The sequence below is a fragment of the Pseudomonas sp. 1152_12 genome (assembly GCF_052850675.1).
Map to the genome: position 1 here is coordinate 254,842 of NZ_VXCW01000006.1, position 22,002 is coordinate 276,843.

18 protein-coding genes and 1 pseudogene are annotated in these 22,002 nt (G+C 58.9%); 12 read left to right on the forward strand and 7 right to left on the reverse strand.

Features of this window, described 5'->3' with window-relative positions; genetic code table 11:
* Positions 1-302: 302 nt before the first annotated feature.
* The 4 genes from FW764_RS13695 to glpD all read left to right on the forward strand — a co-directional run bounded on the left by FW764_RS13695 (position 303) and on the right by glpD (position 5,416).
* On the forward strand, positions 303-1,160 hold the full coding sequence (locus FW764_RS13695) for an MIP/aquaporin family protein (RefSeq protein ID WP_446434370.1): 858 nt from the start codon (positions 303-305) through the stop codon (positions 1,158-1,160).
* An 81-nt stretch (positions 1,161-1,241) separates the two neighbouring features.
* The gene (gene glpK, locus FW764_RS13700; RefSeq protein ID WP_094953449.1) at positions 1,242-2,747 is read left to right on the forward strand and encodes a glycerol kinase GlpK; all 1,506 of its coding nucleotides are present in this window, start codon (positions 1,242-1,244) and stop codon (positions 2,745-2,747) included.
* Between the two features lie 95 nt (positions 2,748-2,842).
* A complete protein-coding gene (locus FW764_RS13705; RefSeq protein WP_010212755.1) occupies positions 2,843-3,598 on the forward strand; it encodes a DeoR/GlpR family transcriptional regulator in 756 nt (251 codons plus the stop codon).
* Between the two features lie 279 nt (positions 3,599-3,877).
* Entirely contained in the window at positions 3,878-5,416 is a 1,539-nt protein-coding gene (gene glpD / locus FW764_RS13710) for a glycerol-3-phosphate dehydrogenase (RefSeq protein WP_446434371.1), read from the forward strand.
* 46 nt (positions 5,417-5,462) lie between these two features.
* Here glpD and FW764_RS13715 read toward each other — a convergent pair.
* Positions 5,463-5,679 (reverse strand): annotated as a pseudogene (locus tag FW764_RS13715) (hypothetical protein); the annotation flags it as partial.
* Between the two features lie 316 nt (positions 5,680-5,995).
* On the opposite strand from FW764_RS13715, the gene FW764_RS13720 reads away from it, so the two are divergent.
* The 7 genes from FW764_RS13720 to FW764_RS13750 all read left to right on the forward strand — a co-directional run bounded on the left by FW764_RS13720 (position 5,996) and on the right by FW764_RS13750 (position 13,060).
* Positions 5,996-6,922, forward strand: coding sequence for a glutamate/aspartate ABC transporter substrate-binding protein (locus FW764_RS13720; RefSeq protein WP_446434372.1), 927 nt, complete (start codon positions 5,996-5,998; stop codon positions 6,920-6,922).
* Positions 6,923-7,116: 194 nt separating this feature from the next.
* Complete coding sequence (locus FW764_RS13725; protein ID WP_083359915.1) at positions 7,117-7,863, forward strand: amino acid ABC transporter permease; 747 nt, start codon at positions 7,117-7,119, stop codon at positions 7,861-7,863.
* On the forward strand, positions 7,863-8,534 hold the full coding sequence (locus FW764_RS13730; RefSeq protein WP_083359916.1) for an ABC transporter permease subunit: 672 nt from the start codon (positions 7,863-7,865) through the stop codon (positions 8,532-8,534). Before FW764_RS13725 ends, FW764_RS13730 begins: the two co-directional genes overlap by 1 nt.
* The gene (locus FW764_RS13735; RefSeq protein ID WP_446434373.1) at positions 8,531-9,265 is read left to right on the forward strand and encodes an amino acid ABC transporter ATP-binding protein; all 735 of its coding nucleotides are present in this window, start codon (positions 8,531-8,533) and stop codon (positions 9,263-9,265) included. Before FW764_RS13730 ends, FW764_RS13735 begins: the two co-directional genes overlap by 4 nt.
* Before the next feature lie 209 nt (positions 9,266-9,474).
* Positions 9,475-11,376, forward strand: coding sequence for a sensor histidine kinase (locus tag FW764_RS13740; protein ID WP_446434374.1), 1,902 nt, complete (start codon positions 9,475-9,477; stop codon positions 11,374-11,376).
* On the forward strand, positions 11,373-12,722 hold the full coding sequence (locus FW764_RS13745; RefSeq protein ID WP_446434375.1) for a sigma-54-dependent transcriptional regulator: 1,350 nt from the start codon (positions 11,373-11,375) through the stop codon (positions 12,720-12,722). The genes FW764_RS13740 and FW764_RS13745 overlap by 4 nt, the downstream gene beginning before the upstream one ends.
* The gene (locus FW764_RS13750) at positions 12,722-13,060 is read left to right on the forward strand and encodes a GlpM family protein (RefSeq protein ID WP_446434376.1); all 339 of its coding nucleotides are present in this window, start codon (positions 12,722-12,724) and stop codon (positions 13,058-13,060) included. Before FW764_RS13745 ends, FW764_RS13750 begins: the two co-directional genes overlap by 1 nt.
* Before the next feature lie 45 nt (positions 13,061-13,105).
* Here the strand turns inward: FW764_RS13750 and FW764_RS13755 are convergent, their stop codons facing one another.
* From FW764_RS13755 to FW764_RS13780, 6 genes are read right to left on the reverse strand one after another with little or no spacing between them, the layout of a single operon-like run.
* Positions 13,106-14,503 (reverse strand): sigma-54-dependent transcriptional regulator, encoded by a 1,398-nt coding sequence (locus tag FW764_RS13755; RefSeq protein WP_446434377.1) that lies wholly within the window; start codon positions 14,501-14,503, stop codon positions 13,106-13,108.
* Positions 14,493-16,271: an ATP-binding protein gene (locus FW764_RS13760; RefSeq protein WP_446434378.1), complete on the reverse strand. Its 1,779-nt coding sequence runs from the start codon at positions 16,269-16,271 to the stop codon at positions 14,493-14,495. Before FW764_RS13760 ends, FW764_RS13755 begins: the two co-directional genes overlap by 11 nt.
* The gene (locus FW764_RS13765; RefSeq protein ID WP_446434379.1) at positions 16,271-17,395 is read right to left on the reverse strand and encodes a GNAT family N-acetyltransferase; all 1,125 of its coding nucleotides are present in this window, start codon (positions 17,393-17,395) and stop codon (positions 16,271-16,273) included. Before FW764_RS13765 ends, FW764_RS13760 begins: the two co-directional genes overlap by 1 nt.
* Positions 17,396-17,410: 15 nt before the next feature.
* On the reverse strand, positions 17,411-18,277 hold the full coding sequence (locus FW764_RS13770; RefSeq protein ID WP_446434380.1) for an alpha/beta hydrolase: 867 nt from the start codon (positions 18,275-18,277) through the stop codon (positions 17,411-17,413).
* The gene (locus tag FW764_RS13775) at positions 18,274-19,668 is read right to left on the reverse strand and encodes an aspartate aminotransferase family protein (RefSeq protein ID WP_446434381.1); all 1,395 of its coding nucleotides are present in this window, start codon (positions 19,666-19,668) and stop codon (positions 18,274-18,276) included. Before FW764_RS13775 ends, FW764_RS13770 begins: the two co-directional genes overlap by 4 nt.
* Positions 19,661-20,359, reverse strand: coding sequence for an MtnX-like HAD-IB family phosphatase (locus FW764_RS13780; protein ID WP_446434382.1), 699 nt, complete (start codon positions 20,357-20,359; stop codon positions 19,661-19,663). Before FW764_RS13780 ends, FW764_RS13775 begins: the two co-directional genes overlap by 8 nt.
* A 238-nt stretch (positions 20,360-20,597) precedes the next feature.
* On the opposite strand from FW764_RS13780, the gene FW764_RS13785 reads away from it, so the two are divergent.
* Entirely contained in the window at positions 20,598-21,368 is a 771-nt protein-coding gene (locus tag FW764_RS13785) for a MipA/OmpV family protein (RefSeq protein WP_446434383.1), read from the forward strand.
* The last annotated feature ends 634 nt before the right edge of the window (positions 21,369-22,002 follow it).

Below are 22,002 nucleotides of genomic sequence, written 5' to 3' on the forward strand. Positions count from 1 at the left end.
AGGTGCAATTCTAGGCCAAGCCCACTCAAAACGCTCTAGTGTGCCCCTCCCGCAATACGCCGCGACCGAGACAACCATGATCATTCACCAGACTAATAGTTTGAAAATGACCAATGGTTCACTTTCGACCTTTGACAGCCGTCATTCTTGTCTATATTTTTTCGTTTCCGAATACTGTAGGAATAGAGCTGCAGTACTCCAGCAGTAAGCTGTGACTTGGACGGGGATCCACGCCACGGTGAGAATCGCGCAACAGCCCGTTGAGGCCGCGCGCCAAACAAGAACAACAATCGAGGTTTTCCATGACAACTGCTCTTCAACAGCCTTCACTTTCGAGCCAATGCATGGCCGAATTCCTGGGGACTGCGCTTCTGATCTTCTTCGGTACAGGATGTGTCGCTGCCCTCAAGGTCGCGGGTGCCAGCTTTGGGTTGTGGGAAATCAGTGTCATCTGGGGGATCGGCGTGAGCATGGCGATCTACCTGAGCGCCGGTATTTCGGGGGCTCATCTCAACCCGGCGGTGAGTATCGCCCTGTGTATTTTTGCCGATTTCGACAAGCGCAAACTGCCCTTCTACATCCTCGCCCAAGTAGCCGGCGCCTTCTGTTCCGCCGCGTTGGTGTACACGCTGTACAGCAATCTTTTTTTCGATTACGAACAAACCCACCATATGGTGCGCGGCTCCCAGGCCAGCCTGGAGTTGGCGTCGGTGTTTTCCACCTACCCGCATGCCCTGCTGAGCACAGCCCAGGCGTTCTTAGTGGAAATGGTCATCACCGCTATCCTGATGGGCGTGATCATGGCGCTTACCGACGATAACAATGGCCTGCCACGCGGCCCGTTGGCCCCACTGCTGATTGGCCTGTTGATCGCCGTGATCGGCAGCGCCATGGGCCCGCTGACCGGCTTTGCGATGAACCCGGCACGGGATTTTGGGCCTAAGCTGATGACCTTTTTCGCCGGCTGGGGTGAAATGGCCTTTACCGGCGGTCGCGATATTCCTTACTTCCTGATTCCGATTTTCGCGCCGATTGTCGGCGCGTGCCTCGGTGCTGCGGCCTATCGCGGGCTGATTGCCCGCCATCTGCCGAGTGCCGCTCCTGCTATCGCTGAAGAAACAACTGACACGGCTGTCAACGGCAAGACGCGTATTTCCTGATACCGCTGGCCTGGTCCGCTCTGCCCCTTTGCGTCCCAGGCTGATTCCTTACTTCCTTATTTTCCGTCTAAGGCAATCGACATGACCGACATTCAGAATAAGAACTACATCATTGCCCTCGATCAGGGCACTACCAGTTCCCGGGCGATCATCTTCGACCGTGACGCCAACGTGGTCTGCACCGCCCAGCGCGAATTCACCCAGCACTACCCGCAAGCCGGCTGGGTCGAACATGACCCGATGGAAATCTTCGCCACCCAGAGCGCTGTAATGGTCGAGGCCCTGGCGCAAGCCGGCCTGCACCATGACCAGGTCGCCGCCATCGGTATCACCAACCAGCGTGAAACCACCGTGGTCTGGGACAAGATCACCGGCCGCCCGATCTACAACGCGATCGTCTGGCAGTGCCGCCGCAGCACCGAGATCTGCCAGCAGCTCAAACGCGACGGCCACGAGCAATACATCAACGACACCACCGGCCTGGTTACCGACCCATACTTCTCCGGCACCAAACTCAAGTGGATCCTCGACAACGTCGAAGGCAGCCGTGAGCGTGCACGCAACGGCGAGTTGCTGTTCGGTACCATCGACAGCTGGCTGATCTGGAAATTTACCGGCGGCAAAACCCACGTCACCGACTACACCAATGCCTCGCGCACCATGCTCTTCAACATCCACACGCTGGAGTGGGATGCGAAGATGCTGGAGATTCTCGACGTACCGCGCGAAATGCTGCCAGAAGTGAAGTCCTCCTCGGAAATCTACGGCCGCACCAAAAGCGGCATCGCTATCGGCGGCATCGCCGGTGACCAGCAAGCGGCGCTGTTCGGCCAAATGTGCGTAGAAGCCGGTCAGGCCAAGAACACTTACGGCACCGGCTGCTTCCTGCTGATGAACACCGGCGACAAAGCGGTCAAATCCAAACACGGCATGCTGACGACCATCGCTTGCGGCCCACGCGGCGAAGTGGCCTACGCCCTGGAAGGCGCCGTGTTCAACGGTGGCTCCACTGTGCAGTGGCTGCGTGACGAGCTGAAGATCATCGCCGACGCCACCGACACTGAATACTTCGCCGGCAAGGTCAAGGACAGCAACGGTGTGTACCTGGTGCCCGCCTTCACCGGCCTGGGCGCTCCGTATTGGGACCCGTATGCCCGTGGCGCGCTGTTCGGCCTGACCCGTGGCGTACGCGTGGATCACATTATTCGTGCAGCCCTGGAGTCGATTGCCTTCCAGACCCGCGACGTATTGGACGCCATGCAACAGGACTCGGGCGAACGCCTCAAAGCCCTGCGCGTGGACGGTGGCGCGGTGGCCAACAACTTCCTGATGCAATTCCAGGCCGATATCCTCGGCACCCAGGTCGAGCGCCCGCAAATGCGCGAGACCACCGCACTCGGCGCGGCTTACCTGGCAGGCCTGGCCTGTGGTTTCTGGGGCAGCCTGGACGAATTGCGCGGCAAAGCTGTGATCGAGCGCGAATTCGAACCGACGCTGGATGAAGCCACCAAAGAGAAACTCTATGCCGGCTGGCAGAAAGCGGTGAGCCGCACCCGCGACTGGGAACCGCACGAAGGCGCTGAATAAGCCAAGCGCCGGACCCACATAGGGTTGTAACTGGCGGGGAGCCGCTTGCTGCGTCATCATGGGCCACTTTTGTACGGCAGCCCAAAGGACGCCCCATGAATCTGCCTCCCCGCCAGCAACAAATTCTCGAACTGGTCCGCGAACGCGGTTACGTCAGCATCGAGGAGATGGCGCAGCTATTCGTTGTCACCCCGCAAACCATCCGCCGCGATATCAACCAGCTGGCGGACGCCAACCTGCTGCGCCGCTACCACGGCGGCGCGGCCTATGACTCCAGTGTCGAAAATACCGCGTACGCCATGCGCGCCGACCAAATGCGCGATGAAAAACAACGCATCGGCGAAGCCATTGCCGCGCAAATCCCCGATCACGCCTCGCTGTTCATCAATATCGGCACAACGACCGAATCGATCGCGCGTGCGCTGCTCAATCACAACCACCTGAAAATCATCACCAACAACCTCAACGTCGCCACCATGCTCAGTGCCAAGGACGACTTCGATGTGCTGCTGACCGGCGGTAATGTGCGGCGTGACGGCGGTGTGGTTGGCCAAGCCAGTGTCGACTTCATCAACCAGTTCAAGGTCGACTTTGCGCTGGTGGGTATCAGCGGTATCGATGAAGACGGCAGTTTGCTCGACTTTGATTACCAGGAAGTGCGGGTTTCCCAGGCGATTATTGCCAATGCGCGCCAAGTGATCCTCGCGGCTGACTCGAGCAAATTCGGGCGCAATGCCATGATTCGTTTGGGACCGATCAGCTTGGTGGACTGTTTGGTGACCGATCAACAGCCAGTGCCAGCGTTGGTGCAGTTGTTGAACCAGCATAAGGTCAGGCTGGAAGTGGTGTAGCGCCTCCACTGCCACTGTCGCACCCCCTTCTGCATTCGACCGCACTCCCATGCTGGAACTCGGTGAAATGTGAGAGGGGTTGGCGCCCGATGGCAATCTATGTGGCTGGCATTTATGAAGCCTTCCCCCAGGCTCATGTTCACAAATTTTCCTTTCTCGCCTCGTCGATGAGTTTTTTCAATCGAAGTTGGGTGGCTGCGCGCGCGTTTATCAGCTACCATTTTCGCAAATGAACATTAATGTTCGAATTCCAAGACGAAAAAATCGCGAGGCCAGCCGATGAACCCTTCCACCTTGCCTGCTCCACCGCTTGCCGAAGTCTATGACGTTGCCGTAATCGGTGGCGGGATCAATGGCGTCGGCATTGCAGCAGACGCAGCCGGACGCGGTTTGTCGGTATTCCTTTGCGAAAAGGACGACTTGGCCAGCCACACCTCCTCCGCGAGCAGCAAGCTGATTCACGGTGGCCTGCGTTACCTCGAGCATTACGAATTCCGCTTGGTGCGCGAAGCCCTGGCCGAACGTGAAGTACTGCTGGGCAAGGCACCGCATATCGTCAAGCAGATGCGTTTCGTGCTGCCGCACCGCCCGCACTTGCGCCCGGCATGGATGATTCGCGCCGGCCTCTTCCTGTATGACCACTTGGGCAAGCGCGAAAAGCTCGCTGGTTCGAAAAGCCTGAAGTTCGGCCCAGATAGCCCGCTGAAAAGTGAAATCACCAAAGGCTTCGAATACTCCGACTGCTGGGTCGATGACGCTCGCCTTGTTGTACTCAACGCCATGGCCGCCCGCGAAAAAGGCGCGCACATCCACACCCAGACCCGTTGCATCAGCGCACACCGCAGCAACGGCATGTGGGAAATGAACATGGAACGCGCCGACGGCAGCCTGTTTTCGATCCGTGCCCGGGCACTGGTGAACGCTGCTGGCCCATGGGTCGCCAAATTCATCAAGGAAGACCTTAAGCTGGATTCACCTTACGGCATTCGCTTGATCCAAGGCAGCCACCTGATCGTGCCGAAACTGTACGAAGGCGCGCACGCGCACATCCTGCAGAATGAAGACCAGCGCATCGTCTTCACTATTCCGTACTTGAACCACCTGACCATCATCGGCACCACCGACCGTGAATACACCGGCGACCCAGCGAAAGTGGCGATTACCGAAGGTGAAACCGACTACATGCTCAACGTGGTGAATGCCCACTTCAAGAAGCAGTTGAGCCGTGACGACATCGTCCACACCTACTCCGGTGTGCGCCCGTTGTGCAACGATGAATCAGACAACCCGTCGGCCATCACTCGCGATTACACCCTGTCGCTGTCCGGCGGCACGGGCGAGGCGCCAATCCTGTCAGTGTTCGGCGGCAAGCTGACCACCTACCGCAAACTCGCCGAGTCGGCGATGGCGCAACTGGCACCGTATTTCACACAGATGCGCCCAAGCTGGACGGCAAAAGCCAGCCTGCCTGGCGGCGAAGACATGACCACGCCAGAGGCGTTGGCCGAGGCCATCCGCGCCAAGTTCGACTGGGTGCCAAGCGAGATCGCCCGCCGTTGGTCCACCACCTACGGTAGCCGCACCTGGCGCCTGCTGGAAGGCGTGCAATCGCTGGCGGACTTGGGTGACCACTTGGGTGGCGGCTTGTACACCCGCGAAGTCGATTACCTGTGCGCCGAAGAATGGGCAACGCAACCGCAGGACGTGCTGTGGCGCCGTACCAAGCTTGGCCTGTTCACCACCCCGCAAGAACAGGACAACGTGCAGCGTTACCTGTCCAAAGTTGAGCAGAACCGCGCAAAAATTGAAGCGGCCTGATCAGGCCATAATGGAAAGCCCCTGCACCGAAAGGTCCAGGGGCTTTTTTATGCCTGCGCCCGAAAGACATGAGTCCGTGCAAACCAGCGTGCGCCGCCGCAGGACACCATCAAGATGGTCCAGGGCTTGGGCTTTGCCGCGAACTCAAGCAAGCGATTGAGTTTCTTGCACAGTACTTCATGGCATTTGGCATCGTGCCCGATGCGCTGAAAAGGACTTTTGGCTGGACAGGCATTCCGGTCTCTTTTCCAGAAGTGCCCCACTGCAAGAGCGGAACCGATAGCCGTCGTTGCCCCAGCAATGGACATACACTCACTCCGCCACAGCCATTCGGTTTTCCGAACACCACGCCCCGACCGATTCGGTTTGCCGGACCTAACGGCGAAAACCTTCCGGTAACACAAAATTAATATTCATATAAATCAAGTAGATAGCCTTTAATTTCAGGTATGGCACGACTCATGCTCTACACTCCCTGACGATTGCCTGAGACGCTTCAGGAGCCGTTACGGGCATTCGCTGTACAAGAGAGCCGTTTTAGCCGGCTTCATAAAAAAAACAAATGTCGAGGAAGTATTGATGCGCATCGTTCCCCATATCTTGGGCGCAGCTATCGCTGCTGCTCTGATCAGCACTCCAGTTTTCGCCGCCGAACTCACCGGCACACTGAAGAAAATCAACGACTCCGGCACCATCACTCTCGCCCACCGCGACAGCTCCATTCCGTTTTCCTACATCGCGGATGGTTCGGGCAAACCCGTGGGCTACTCCCACGACGTTCAGTTGGCTGTCGTTGAAGCCCTGAAAAAAGACCTGAACAAGCCCGATCTGAAGACCAATTACAACCTGGTCACCTCGCAAACTCGTATCCCGCTGATCCAGAACGGCACCGCGGACCTCGAGTGCGGCTCGACCACCAACAACGCCGAGCGCGCCCAGCAAGTTGATTTCACCGTCAACATCTTCGAAATCGGCACCCGTCTGCTGGTCAAGAAAGACAAGGATGGCAAGCCGTCCTACGCCGACTTCGCCGACCTGAAAGGCAAAAACGTCGTGACCACCGCTGGCACCACGTCCGAGCGCATCATCAAAGCGATGAACGCGGACAAGCAGATGGGCATGAACGTCATCTCCGCCAAAGACCACGGCGAATCCTTCCAGATGCTGGAAAGCGGTCGCGCCGTTGCCTTCATGATGGACGACGCCCTGCTGGCCGGTGAAGAAGCCAAGGCCAAGAAGCCGGATGACTGGGTCATCACCGGTACTCCCCAGTCCTTCGAAGCCTACGCGTGCATGGTGCGTAAGAACGACCCAGCCTTCAAGAAAGCCGTGGATGACGCCATCGTCGCCCTGTACAAATCCGGCGAGATCAACAAGATCTACAGCAAATGGTTCGAGAGCCCGATTCCACCAAAAGGCCTGAACCTGAACTTCCCGATGAGCGAAAAGGTTAAGGAGCTGATCGCTAACCCAAGCGACAAACCAGCGCCTGACGTAAAAATCTGATACCTGACTAAGCTTATGCCCTGAGGGAGACAACCCTCCCTCAGGTGTCTGTTACTACCTGCTTGTTTTAATTTGGAACACTCGACCTGGCGGTTTTCGAGCCGATCGTGTGTGCCTGACGTTCAACGTCGGGCGGGAATGGATCTCCCCCAAGCAGGTGCTTGTACATCGATCGATCTCGAGGGGAGACCCTAATGAATTACAACTGGGACTGGGGCGTGTTCTTCAAGTCCACTGGCGTGGGCAGCGAGACTTATCTCGACTGGTACATCGCCGGCTTGGGCTGGACCATCGCCATCGCTGTTGTGGCATGGATTATCGCCTTGTTGCTGGGGTCCATTCTGGGCGTCATGCGCACCGTGCCAAACCGCATCGTATCGGGCATCGCGACCTGCTACGTGGAACTGTTTCGTAACGTGCCGCTGCTGGTTCAGCTGTTTATCTGGTACTTCCTGATACCCGATCTGCTGCCGCAAAACCTGCAGGACTGGTACAAACAAGACCTCAACCCCACCACCTCGGCCTACCTGAGCGTTGTCGTGTGCCTGGGCCTGTTCACCGCCGCCCGTGTGTGTGAACAAGTGCGTACCGGCATCCAGGCGCTGCCACGTGGCCAGGAATCCGCTGCACGCGCTATGGGCTTCAAGCTGCCGCAGATCTACTGGAACGTGCTGCTACCCCAGGCTTACCGCATCATCATTCCGCCGCTCACCTCGGAATTCCTCAACGTGTTCAAGAACTCCTCCGTGGCGTCCTTGATCGGCTTGATGGAGCTGCTGGCGCAAACCAAACAGACCGCCGAGTTTTCGGCCAACCTGTTTGAAGCCTTCACCCTGGCCACGCTGATCTACTTCACCCTGAACATGAGCCTGATGTTGCTGATGCGCGTGATCGAGAAGAAAGTTGCGGTGCCCGGCCTGATCTCCGTGGGGGGTAAATAATGGAATTTGATTTCAGCGGCATCATCCCCGCCATCCCAGGCCTGTGGAACGGCATGGTCATGACCTTGCAGTTGATGGTCATGGGCGTGGTCGGCGGCATCATCCTAGGTACGATCCTGGCGCTGATGCGCCTGTCGTCGAGCAAACTGTTGTCGCGCTTGGCGGGCGCCTATGTGAACTACTTCCGCTCGATCCCACTGCTGTTGGTGATCACGTGGTTCTACCTGGCGGTGCCGTTCGTGTTGCGCTGGATTACCGGCGAAGACACCCCGATCGGCGCGTTCGCCTCCTGCGTCGTGGCCTTCATGATGTTCGAAGCCGCGTACTTCTGTGAAATCGTGCGGGCCGGCGTGCAGTCGATCCCCAAGGGCCAGATGGCCGCCGCACAAGCGATGGGCATGACCTATGGCCAGACCATGCGTCTGATCATCCTGCCCCAGGCGTTCCGCAAGATGACCCCGTTGCTGCTGCAACAGTCGATCATCCTGTTTCAGGACACCTCGCTGGTTTACACCGTGGGCCTGGTGGACTTCCTCAACTCCGCCCGCTCCAACGGCGACATCATTGGCCGCTCCAATGAGTTCCTGATCTTCGCCGGTGTCGTCTACTTCATCATCAGCTTTTCCGCCTCGCTGCTGGTCAAGCGTCTGCAAAAAAGGTTTGCCGTATGATCTCTATCAAGAATATCAACAAGTGGTATGGCGACTTCCAGGTGCTGACCGATTGCAGCACCGAGGTTAAAAAAGGCGAAGTGATCGTGGTGTGCGGGCCGTCCGGCTCGGGTAAGTCCACCCTGATCAAGTGCGTCAACGCACTGGAACCGTTCCAGAAGGGCGACGTGGTCGTGGATGGCACCTCCATCGCCGACCCGAAGACCAACCTGCCGAAACTGCGTTCGCGCGTGGGCATGGTGTTTCAGCACTTCGAGCTGTTCCCGCACTTGACCATCACCGAAAACCTGACCATTGCGCAGGTCAAGGTACTCGGCCGCAGCAAGGAAGAGGCCACCCAGAAAGGCTTGCAACTGCTGGAGCGCGTCGGCCTGTCGGCGCACGCCCACAAGCACCCGGGCCAATTATCCGGCGGCCAGCAACAACGTGTGGCGATTGCTCGCGCACTGGCCATGGACCCGATCGTCATGCTATTCGACGAACCGACCTCGGCGCTGGACCCGGAAATGGTCAACGAAGTGCTCGACGTGATGGTGCAACTGGCCCAGGAAGGCATGACCATGATGTGCGTGACCCACGAAATGGGCTTCGCCCGCAAAGTGGCCGACCGCGTGATCTTCATGGACGCCGGCAAGATCATCGAAGACTGCCCGAAAGAAGAGTTCTTCGGCGACATCAGCGCCCGCTCCGAACGCGCGCAGCACTTCCTTGAGAAAATCCTGCAGCACTAAGCCCTATATAGCTTCCACTGTGGAAACCACGCCCATGTGGGAGCGGGCTTGTGTGGGAGCTGGCTTGCCTGTGATGGCATCACCTCGGTGCCCCTGTGATACCGAGGCGTCTGCATCGCGGGCAAGCCAGGCGCCCACAAAAGCCAGGCTCCCACACAAACAGGTTCGTGCCAGGGCTGGCAAGCTCTGGTTGACCCAAGGCATCTGTGATGAAATGCGACCCCAACCAATTTCGCGCCGCACCGCCATCACTTGCCGTGAAACCTCGTCTGATTCGCCAACTGTTCCTGCCGCCGTTGATTATCGCCCTGATGATCGGCTTGGGTTATATCGGCTTCTGGGTCAGTGAGTACTACGGCATCCGCACCCTCAGCGACAACGGCGAACGCCAGTTGGAGTTGCACGCGCGCACCGTCGAAAGCGAACTGAGCAAATACACCTACCTGCCAAGCCTTCTGGAACTGGAATCCAGCGTCTCCACGCTGCTCGCCGACCCAAACCAGGAAACTCGCAAGACCGTCAACGATTACCTCGAAGGCCTGAACCGGCGCAGTCGCAGCCGGGCCATCTACGTGATGGACACCACCGGCCGCGTGCTGGCCACCAGTAACTGGCGCGATGCCGACAGTTACCAGGGTGAAGACCTGTCCTTCCGTGCCTATTTCCAAAACGCCGTACGCGGCCAGCCCGGCCGTTTCTATGGTATTGGCAGCACCAACGGCGAACCCGGTTACTACCTGGCCCACGGCCTGGAAGAGCACGGCAAGATCATCGGCGTGGCCGTGGTCAAAGTGCGCCTTGAAGCACTCGAAGAACGCTGGCAGCGCGCGCGTCTCGAAGCCTTTGTGAGCGATGAGAACGGCATCATCATTCTCTCCAGCGACCCGGCTCGCCGGCTCAAGGCCGTGCGCCCGCTGAGCGACGACACCAAAGAACGCCTGGCCCACAGCCTGCAATATTACTGGGCAACGCTTAACGAACTGGAGCCGCTGGCCCGTGAGCGACTCAATGAGGGCACCGAAAAACTGACCTTCCCGGCCAACAGCGAAGTGGTCAACGACGAGCACGAGGTCAGCTACCTCGCACAAACCCGCCCCCTTAACGACACACCGTGGAATTTCACCCTGCTCACCCCGCTCAATGACCTGCGCCGCGCGGCGATCAACCAGGGCATTCTGGTGGCCGTTGCGTTTGGCCTGGTCGCGTTTTTGCTGATCGCTTGGAATGAGCGGCGCAAGGTCATCGCCACCCGCCTCGCCGCGCGGGAAGCCTTGCAGGAAGCCAACAGCCAGCTGGAACGGCGGATAGCCGAACGCACCGCCGACCTGCGTGCCAGCAATGAACGGCTCAAGGGCCAGATTCGCGAACGGCGCCAGGCCGAAGAAACCTTGCGCCGCGCCCAAGATGAGTTGGTGCAGGCCGGCAAACTCGCCGCCATCGGCCAGATGTCGACCAGCATCGCGCATGAATTGAACCAGCCGCTAGCGGCGCTACGCACGCTGTCGGGCAATACCGTACGCTTCCTCGAACGCGGCGCCCTCGATACCGCCAGCGCCAACCTCAAGACCATCAACGAACTGATCGACCGTATGGGCCGCATCACCGCCAGCCTGCGCTCCTTTGCCCGACGCGGCGATGACCAGGGCGAAGCCAACCTCGGCAAAGCCGTGGACGCGGCGTTCCAGGTGCTCAGTGCACGCCTGGACGGCCTGCCGTTGACCGTGCACCGCGACTTCGCCAACGCTCAGTTGCAGATCGACCAGACGCGCCTGGAGCAGATCCTGCTTAACCTGATCGGCAACGCCCTCGACGCGATGCAAGCACAACCGGCTCCCGAACTGTGGCTGGACGGCCACATGTTTGAGGGCAAGTACCGCCTGCACGTGCGCGATAACGGCCATGGCATTGATCCCGAAACCCGCAAACATCTATTCGAACCGTTCTTCACCACCAAACCTGGCGAACAGGGCCTGGGCCTTGGCCTGACGCTTTCCGCCAGTCTCGCTGCGGCCACCGGCGGCAACCTTGCCGTGGAACATCCCGCCAGCGGTGGTACTGCCTTTGTCTTGTGCTTGCCACTGGCAAGCACCCAAAAAGCTGAGTCGACATGAATACAGACGCTACCGCCTCTAAAGACGACCTCACCGTTCTGATCGTCGAAGACGACCCCCATGTGCTGCTCGGCTGCCAGCAAGCACTGGCGCTGGAAGACATTCCCAGTGTGGGCGTAGGCAGTGCCGAAGAGGCCCTCAAGCGCATCGGCGAAAACTTTGCCGGTATCGTCATCAGCGATATTCGCCTGCCGGGCATCGACGGCCTGGAGCTGTTGACCCGCCTCAAGGCCTTGGACAACAGCCTGCCGGTGGTACTCATCACCGGCCATGGCGATATCTCGATGGCCGTCGGCGCCATGCGCAACGGCGCCTACGACTTCATGGAAAAACCCTTCTCGCCCGAACGCCTGGTCGACGTCGCCCGCCGAGCCCTGGAACAACGCGGGCTGGCGCGAGAGGTGTGGTCGCTGCGCCGCCAACTGGCTGAGCGTAACTCTCTGGAAGGCCGCATCATCGGCCGCTCGCCGGCCATGCAGAACCTGCGCGAACTGATCGCCAACGTCGCCGACACCTCGGCCAACGTGCTGATCGAAGGCGAGACCGGCACCGGCAAGGAACTGGTCGCGCGCTGCCTGCATGATTTCAGCCGGCGCCATTCCCACCAATTCGTCGCCTTGAACTGCGGCGGTCTGCCAGAGAACCTGTTCGAAAGCGAGATATTCGGCCACGAAGCCAACGCTTTTACCGGCGCCGGCAAACGGCGCATCGGCAAGATCGAGCACGCCCACGAGGGCACGCTGTTTCTCGATGAAGTGGAAAGCATGCCGATCAACCTGCAGATCAAATTGCTGCGGGTGTTGCAGGAACGCACCTTGGAGCGCCTGGGTTCTAACCAGAGCGTGGCCGTGGATTGCCGAGTGATCGCTGCCACCAAGTCCGACCTCGACGAACTGAGCCGCGCCAGCCAGTTCCGCAGCGACCTTTACTACCGCCTCAACGTAGTGACCCTGGAGCTGCCGCCGCTGCGTGAACGCCGGGAAGACATCCTGCAATTGTTCGAACACTTCCTGCAGCAGTCGTCGCTGCGCTTTGACCGCAGCGTGCCGGAGCTGGATAACCAGACGGTGTCGAGCCTGATGAGCCACGACTGGCCAGGCAACGTGCGTGAACTGCGCAACGTCGCCGAGCGCTTCGCCCTGGGTTTGCCCGCTTTCAAAAAAAGCGCCAACGGCACCGTCAACCACGGCCTGGCCTTTACCGAAGCGGTGGAGGCGTTCGAGCGCAATCTGCTGGTTGACGCCTTGCAACGCAGCGGTGGCAACCTGACCCAGGCCAGCCAGGAACTGGGGATGGCCAAGACCACCCTGTTCGACAAGGTCAAGAAATATGGGTTGAGCCACTGATGGACCTATTCCTAAAGGCCGTCATTGGCGCGGCCGTGGTGTTGATCTTGGCGGCGCTGGCCAAGACCAAGAACTATTACATCGCAGGGTTAGTGCCGCTGTTTCCGACTTTTGCGTTGATTGCGCATTACATCGTCGGCAAGGACCGTTCGTTGGAGGATTTGAAGACCACCATCGTGTTTGGGATGTGGTCGATCATTCCGTATTTTGTGTATTTGGCGACGCTCTATGTGATGGTCGACAGGATGCGCTTGGAAGCGTCACTCGCCGTGGCGGCGGTGGCGTGGTTGATGGCGGCGACGGTGTTGGTGACGGTGTGGGTACGCCTCCACACCTGACACAACTGGGTAAACATGTGGGAGCAATGATGGGTGCCTGGAAAATCAGCGCACGATCTTGTCGACCTGAATCCCTAACTTCTTCAACCGATACCAAAAGCTCCTCTCGGAAATCCCGATCTTCGCCGCCGCCGCCGCCTGCACGCCGTTGCTCTCATTCAACGCCGCCAGAATGTAGGTTTTCTCGACCTCCGCCAGGGCCGCATCCAGGTCCGAAGGCACGCTTGGGCTGTCGCCCAACAGTGCCGTGACGCCACCCTCGGCGGGCCTGGACGCAAACAAATACGCCGGCAGATCGATGTCTTCGATCACCGGCGATGCCGCGACGATGGTCGCGCGCTCCACGCAGTTTTGCAGTTCACGGATATTGCCCGGCCAGCTGTAGGCCGCCATGGCCTGCAACGCCTCGGGGCTGAAGCCGGTGATGCGCTTACCGGCGGTGGCGCTCAGGGTCTGGGCGAAATGTCGGGCCAGTGGCACGATATCCTCGGCACGTTCGCGCAGGGCTGGCAGTGGGATCGGGAACACATTGAGGCGGTAATACAAGTCCTCGCGAAACTCTTTATTGGCCACCGCATCCAGCAGGTTTTTGTTGGTGGCGGCGATCACCCGCACGTCTACCTTGCGCTCTCGTGGGTCGCCCACCGGCTCGATTACACGCTCCTGCAAGGCGCGTAGAATCTTGGCCTGCAGTGCCAAGGGCATATCACCCACTTCGTCCAGAAATAGCGTGCCTTTGTCAGCCTGCATAAATCGCCCTACCCGGTCTGCCACAGCGCCGGTGAAGGCGCCCTTGCGATGACCGAACATCTCGCTTTCCAGCAAACCTTCGGGGATGGCTGCACAATTGACCGCCACGAACGGCTTATCGGCGCGGCTGCCGTGCTTGTGGATCGCACGGGCAACCATTTCCTTGCCGGTGCCGCTTTCGCCGGTCAGCAGGATGGTTGCGTTACTGTCACGTACCGAGTCGATCGCGTGCAACACCTGGCGAAATGCCGGGCTGTCGCCGACCAAGCTGTCGAATTGCGCATGGTGATCAAGCTCGGCGCGCAGCCGCGCGTTGTCGCGCAGGATGTCGCGAAACTGCAGGGCCTTGGCCACGGTGATGTCCAGCTCGTCGATATCGAACGGCTTGGCAATGTAGTCATAAGCGCCATTGCGCATCGACTGCACAGCGTTTTTCACCGTGCTGTAGGCGGTCATCACGATCACCGGCAATTCCGGGAAACGCACTTTTATCTCAGCCAGCAACGCTGGCCCATCCATGCCCGGCATGCGCCAGTCGCTGATCACCAGGTCGATGTCTTCCTGCTCCAGCACTTTGAGTGCATGCAGGCCGTTGCTCGCGGTGAACACTTGAATGCCGCTCTGGCTCAAAGCCGAGGACAGCAAGTCGCAGAGCTTGGGCTCGTCGTCGACTACCAATACGTTATGCGTCATGACCTTCCTCATCGTCGCCATCGTCTTCACCGTGGGCCGGAATGTACAGGCTGAAGGTGGCGCCGGCATCTTTCTCACTGGCACATTCGATGCTGCCGTCGTGACTTTCCATGATCGAATAGACTTTGGCCAGGCCTAAGCCTGTTCCCGAGGCTTTGGTGGTGACAAAGGGCGTGAAGATCCGCTCGATCATATCCGCCGGAATGCCCTGGCCGGTGTCGGCGATGCTGATCATCGTGTTGCCGCCCACGCTACGAATGCCCAAGGTCAGGCGTCCACCTGCCGGCATTGCATCGATGGCGTTGAGAATCAGATTGAGGCACGCCTGCTTGAGCTGTTTGGCATCGGCATAGATCATCGCACCGGGTGCTTGGTCATCAATGTGCGCGTCAATGTTATGGGTGGACAACTCCGGGCTGCAGAAGCCGAGGATTTCTTCAACCAGTGCGCGCGCGCTCTGCAGCACCCGCAGCGGCGGGTTGGGTTTGGCGAAATCGAGGAACTCGGTGATCAGATCATTAATGCGACTGACCTCGCTGATCACGTACTCCAGGTGGCGCTTGTCGGTTTCCGGCAAGTCGGCACGACGGTGGAGCAGTTGGGTAGCCGTCTTGATAATACCCAACGGGTTACGAATTTCGTGGGCAAGGCCCATGGCAACTTCGCCCAGCGCGTGCAGCCGATCACGGCGACGCAACTGGGCTTCGAGGTGATGCAGTTCGCCCAGGCGCTCGGTCATGTGGTTGAACGTGCTGCTCAGTTGCGCCAGCTCGTCGCCGCCGCTGACCAACACGCGGTGTTCATAATTGCCCGAGATCACCGCGCCCACGCCTTGGGACAAGTCCCGCAGCGGCTTGGTCAGGCGCCGCGACACCAGCACGCCAGCGCCCAGGGACAACGCCGAACTGAGCAGGAAAATCAGCAAGAACAGGTTGCTCTGGTTCACCAGCCCAACCAGGCTGGTATGGCGCAGCAAACCGCTGAAGATCACGCCTTGCAAGTCGCCGGCGTCATTGAAGATCGGCCAGTACAAACCACTGTAGTTGTTGGTGAACTGCTCGCTCGGTTGTTTGGTGGCGCGCATAGCCGTTTCGACATTCTTGGGGATGCGCGAAGGGTGATTTTCGAAACGCTGGGTCGAGAATATTTCGTTAAAACCCGAAGGATTGGCCAGGTACAGACGCAGGTCGAGAGAGTGCACATCGGCCACACTGGTGAGGAAACTGCTGTCCAGGTAAGTCGCCACCAATAATACGTAGTCGACGCCCTCCTGGTTAGTTTCGAACGTCGAGACCACCAGGCCCGTACTCACGCCAGCCACCTGGATGGTTTGCAATACCGCATTGCTGGTCAGATTGATTTGCTTGACGACATCGTCGGGCGCGGTGCTGAACACGATCTTGTGGTCACTCATGCGAATCAGCGAGACCACATCGATATCAGTGGCCTCGGCAATATCAGCCGTGAGCCGGTCATGCTTGGCAGCCTGCCGGTTCAAGGGCGGGCTGGTGTAGCGCAGGAACAGCTTGGCCATGCGCGCGTTGTCATGAAGGATGTCGCCAATCTCGTCCTTGACGATTTTGGTCGACTCCTGCAGCCAGATCCGCACGTTACTGTCGAAAATCTGCGACAGCGTGGTCGCCGCCAGCTCGGCGGCTATCATGGTAGGAATGACGCTGACCAGCCAGAACGCCAGCACCAGCTTGCGCTGGACGCTCCAACGCGAAATGGCAAAGGGGCGGGCTTTCTGGCGGGTCTTGGTGATCATCAGGTTTCGCTTATCGCAGCAGCCATGGCAGGGTCGGATCGATCCGGTCTTATATACATTTTCACGAGTTTAAGCAGGCCATTGACCAGCCGATTACGGTGACGAAAGAACATGCTGTTACCCCGAAACTCGCAACCCAGACGCAGCTTACTGGCATACCCTTCCTGACCGCACTCGTAAACGGGAATATTGTGCTGAATACAGTAATCGACATTGGTCAGCCAGCACCTGAAGTACAAGTGGTAGTCGCGGCTGAATTCACTGTCATGGCCAAAAAACTTATCGATCAAACGGTGCTGGTCCAACAGCACCAAATTGAACGCCACCAGTCGCTCGTCTACCCAGTAAAGAGCACAGACCGCGCGCCCTTCCAGGCGTTCCAGAATGCCGGTGAAGTAACTCGCCGGCAGACGCTCGAATTGCAAGTCGGCGCGACTGAGGGTGTCTTGGTACAGGCGCATCACCGCAGGCAGCACATCATCAATGTTATCCCGCCACTCCACCCGCGGGCCCGGCGCACGCAACTTGCGGCGCAGGTCTTTACGGGTCGCCTTGCACAGCGACCCCAGGTAGGCGTCCACTGAACCGTAAGGCACCGCCAATAAACCGCTGGGCAGGCTCGGCATGCTCTGAAACCCCGCCACACGGCAACTGTCTGCCCAGTGCGGGTCATTGGTTGGTACGTCTTTGACCGCCACCAGGCCAATCCCGAATGCCTGGGCATCCTGGCGTGCAGCCTCAAGCAAGTGCTTGATCAACAGCGGGCGCTGCGCTTCAGGAACGCTACTGGCGACTCCAGCATCGCAACGTTCGGCAACTGGCGAGCCGATGGCATACAACTGCAACCGCAAAACACCCGGCCACAGTCGCTCCAGGCGCTCGGTAAAGCGCTTGCCTGCACCCGACACCGTAGTGTCGAGGCGATAATAAGTGATGAACGCGGCAGCGACTGCCACCAGCGTTTCATCGTCGTAAACAACCAGGTAACGCCATTTGAAATCATCGATGGCGGCGTTTTCCACGGCGACGTAAAAATCCCAATCCTCCAGAGCTCCGGGAAAACAGTCGTTCCAGGCACTGCGCGGGATGGCCCGGATGGTCGAGAAGGCTTGGGCGGTGATCACGTCGCGTCCTTAGGCTTATGCCCGCTGTCGATAGTCTACGGGGGCCTGGATAGACTCGGCATGTTGCTCGACAAATTCGGCGCTCAACTCGATCACGCGACGGTATTGCAGGTCCACGGTGATCATGTGGTAGCAGTTGTCCAGCAGGATTTTGGTCACGGGGCCGCCCAAGTGGCGTTCCACATAGTCAGCGTTCCAGCGGCTGGTGATGTCATCCTCAATGGAGTGCAACACCAGTGCAGGCACCTTGACCTCGGGCATGCGTTTTTTGACCACGGCGTTCATGCGGTGCAACTCGCGCACCGTGATGCCCTCCATGGTCAGTAAACCGGCCTCGCTGCTCTCCCCTTCCTTCATCTGACGCTCGACGATGGCCCGCAGGCGCTCGTTCTTGATGCCGTAAGGCGGCTTCTCTTCAAAGCGGCAGATGTGCACGCCAAATGGGATTTTCATCAACAACGGCGTCAGGAACGCCAGCTTGTTGATGCTCCAGCCGTCGTACTTCAAGGTCGTGGAATACATCAATAGCCCGGCGACTTGGCCAGGGTGCTCGGCGGCCACATACATCGACATCACCGCGCCCATGGACAAACCACCGACAAACACCTGCTCATGGCGTTGCTTGACCTGTGCGAAGGTCTTGCGCACGCCTTCGTACCAGTCCAGCCAGCCGGTGGCCTGCAGGTCACTGTTATCGCCGCAATGACCGGCCAGGGTGGGCACATACACCGTGCAGTTACCCGCCTTCGCCAGCCCTTTGGCGACCTGACGCAATTCCGTCGGGGTGCCGGTCAGGCCGTGGATCAACAGGATCCCGACCGGACCTTCACCGAGAACGAAGCCGGCATCACCTTCACCGAGGTCGATCCCGGACGTATTCACCGTTTGGTCGCCCGAACCAGCAGTTGCTCGAGGAGCTTCAAGCCCAGGTCGATTTCCGGGTAGCTGATTTCCAGCGACGGTGCCAGGGTGATCACGTTTTTGTAGTAGCCGCCCACGTCGAGGATCAAGCCGAGTTTCTGGCCATCCACAACCATGTCACCCTTCATGCCTTCTTCGACCATGTAATCGAGGGTCGCCTTGTCCGGCGTGAAGCCATCCGGGCCGCAAATTTCGCAGCGCAGTGCCAGGCCCAGGCCGTCGACGTCGCCAATGATCGGGAAACGCTTCTGCAGGTCTTGCAGGCCTTCCAAGAAGTATTTGCCCTTAGCCATGACCATCGCGCCGTAGTCGACTTCGCTGGTCATCTTGAACATTTCCAGGCCTACCGCCGTACCCAGTGGGTTGGAGGCGAACGTGGAGTGGGTCGAACCTGGCGGGAAGACTTTCGGGTTGATCAACTCTTCACGCGCCCAGATGCCACCCAGTGGGTTCAAGCCGTTGGTCAGTGCTTTGCCGAAAACGATTACGTCCGGCTGCACGTCGAAGTGCTCAATCGACCACAGCTTGCCGGTACGGTAGAAGCCCATCTGGATTTCGTCGGAGACCATCAGGATCCCGTGTTGGTCCAGCACGTGCTTGAGTTCGCGGTAGAAGTTCATCGGCGGAATGACGTAGCCACCGGTGCCCTGGATCGGCTCGACGTAGAAGGCTGCGTACTCGCACTGGTTGGTTTTCGGGTCCCAGACGCCGTTGTATTCAGTCTCGAACAAACGGGCGAACTGCTGCACACAGTGGCTGCCGTATTCTTCTTTGGTCATGCCTTTCGGGCCACGGAAGTGGTACGGGAACGGGATGAAGTTGGCGCGTTCACCGAAGTGGCCGTAACGGCGGCGATAGCGGAAGCTCGAGGTGATCGACGATGCACCGAGGGTACGGCCGTGGTAACCGCCTTCGAAGGCGAACATCAGGCTCTTGCCGTTGGAGGCGTTACGCACCACTTTCAACGAGTCTTCAATGGACTGCGAACCGCCGACGTTGAAGTGCACGCGACCGTCGAGGCCGAATTTCTTTTTGGCGTCGACCGCGATCATTTCCGACAGTTCGATCTTGCCTTTGTGCAGGTACTGGCTGGCGATTTGCGGCAGGGTGTCGATCTGCTGTTTCAGCGCGTTGTTCAGCCGTGGGTTGGCGTAGCCGAAGTTAACGGCCGAGTACCACATTTGCAGGTCGAGGTAGGCCTGGTCTTCGGTGTCCCACACGTAGGAGCCTTCGCAACGGCTGAAAATACGCGGCGGCTCGATGTAGTGAACAGTGTCGCCGTAGGAGCAGTACTTGGCTTCTTTATCCAGAAGAATCTGGTCTTCGGCGGTGGCGATACGGATATCAGACATGATGGAAGAGTTCCTGATTGTCGGCAGTAAAGGTGTTGGCGTTGGCGGCGATACCCTGAGGCAGCTTGGCCAGCAAAGCGGGCAATTCGGCAAAGGTGTCGAAGCGCGCGTGAGGAATGTTGTTAGCTTCGCAATACTTGGCGAGGCTGCCTTTGGCGAAGACGAAGTCTGCGGTAGAGGCCACGCACATGTCGGACTTGCCGTCGCCGATCACCAGTACGCGCTTATTGCGCGGGGTGGATTTGCACTTGCAGTTGCCGGAAGCGGCACGGCAGGCATCGCTGGAATACGGGAAGTCGATGCGCCAGCTGTTCTGGTCGACCTGACGCAGGCGGTTGGCAAGGATCGGCAGCAAGGTCACGTAGTTGCGCGACAGGATGCGCGCGATGCCTTGTTCAATGCCGTCGCTGACCACTTCGATGGTCGCACCGAGGCCCATGACGTGATCGACGAAATCCGGAAAATCCGGGTCGATCTCAACGCTGTCAAAGTACGCCAGCAGTTCAGCCGGGGTCGCCTTGATCAGCGCCAGTTGGCGGCTCAGGCATTCGCGTGAACCAATATGCCCATCCAGCCATTCCTGTTCGATGGTTTCCCACTCTTCGCCTGCGAAGCGTTGGAGGACGTTGTCGATGACGTCGGTGGGAGTGATAGTCCCGTCGAAGTCGCACACGATATGCCACTGGATCATTGCCTGTCCTTGAGTTGGAGGGCTTGAAGATTTGCGCTTTGGGCGCTTGCCACAGGGGTATAGCAGGGACTGTGCCAACTGGTTAAAACCCAGCGGGGCTGGGGTTCCGGCCGTTGCTTGGGGTGAAATGTGTCGCAGGAGCTACAATTTTTGTAGCTTGCTACAAACAAGATGAGTGCTTGCGTCAGGGATACCCTTCGCGCGTGAATGCGCGCAAGTTCAGATAAGGAAACGTTCCATGGTCAAGGTTACTTCTGCTGTATTCGCCGGTTTGCTTGGGCTGTGGAGCTTTTCCAGCTCGGCAGCCGCCGAGGGCATTACCGGAGAAGTGGGCGCAGGCGTCAGTTACCAACCCCACGACCCTACCGGCAGCCGCTACGAAACCCAGCCGATTCCCTACTTCGACCTGGACTGGGGCAGTGTCAGCCTGGGTACCGACGACGGTCTGACCTGGAGCGCGCTCAATACCAACGGTATTACCGCCGGCCCGTACATCAACTATCTACCGGGCCGCACGGCCAATGGCTCACTGCGCGGTTTGCGCGATGTACAGGACATGGCTGAAGTTGGCGGTTTCATTCAATACGCACCGGCTGAGTTCTGGCGTGTGTACGCCCAGGTCGGCCAGGCGGTGGGCGGCAGCCGTGATCGAAGTGGTGTGCTGGGCAAACTCGGCGGCGAGCTGGGCTACCCGCTCGGTGGCGGCATCATCGGCAGCACTGGGCTGATGGCGCACTTTGCCGATGCTCGTCAGACGCAGGCCTTTTTTGGTGTTGATGATAAGGAATCTGCAGCTTCGGGTATTCGCGCCTACAACGCCAGTGCGGGGTTTCAGAACCTGACGTTGACCCAGAGTTTTGAATTTCCGCTGGCGACGCATTGGTCGTTGTTGGCCAGCGCCAGTTGGACGCACTTGGTGGGGTCGGCGGCCAACAGCACCCTTGTTAAGGAAAAAGGGGATGTGAATCAGGGGCAGGTGCAGACCGCGATCAGTTACAAGTTTGACTGAAGGCTGGCAGCTGGCGGCTGTGTACATATCCGTTATTTAGGTAACGGCTGATATGGGTTCCGCTCTTACAGCGGGTCACTTTGGAAACGCCCCAAAGTAACCAAAGGACTCTTGCCCCACCACTCGGCACCTCGCTCACGCAGGCTTTTGACCGTGGGCCGCCGCCATGGGCCATCCTTGGCCCATCGCGGCTAAACCGGCGTCCTGCCGGTTTAGCCACGCTCCAAAGCCTGCGTTCGGCCAGCGTGGTTTAACGGGGCGCCTAAGATCAAAATCAACAGCACGGCGGCCTGAGCTTGGAAGCTGAACTCAAGCCAGCTCCCATAGAAAAGCAGAGCACTGCGGTACTGGCATCTGAACTCGGTCAAAACTGTGGGAGCGGGCTTGCTCGCGAATGCGGTGGGTCAGTTAGCTTATTTGTAACTGAACCACCGCATTCGCGAGCAAGCCCGCTCCCACAATTGGATCTCGGTACATCAGACAGAAAGTGTGCCGCTGTGCTTCTGCCCTGCTTCTGCTTCAACCACTCAGGTCGGCTACTAGGCCGCCGTGCTCTTGATCTTGATCTGAGAGGCCCCGTTAACCACGCTGACCGAACGCAGGCTTGAATCCGTGGGTAAGCGAGGTGCCGAGT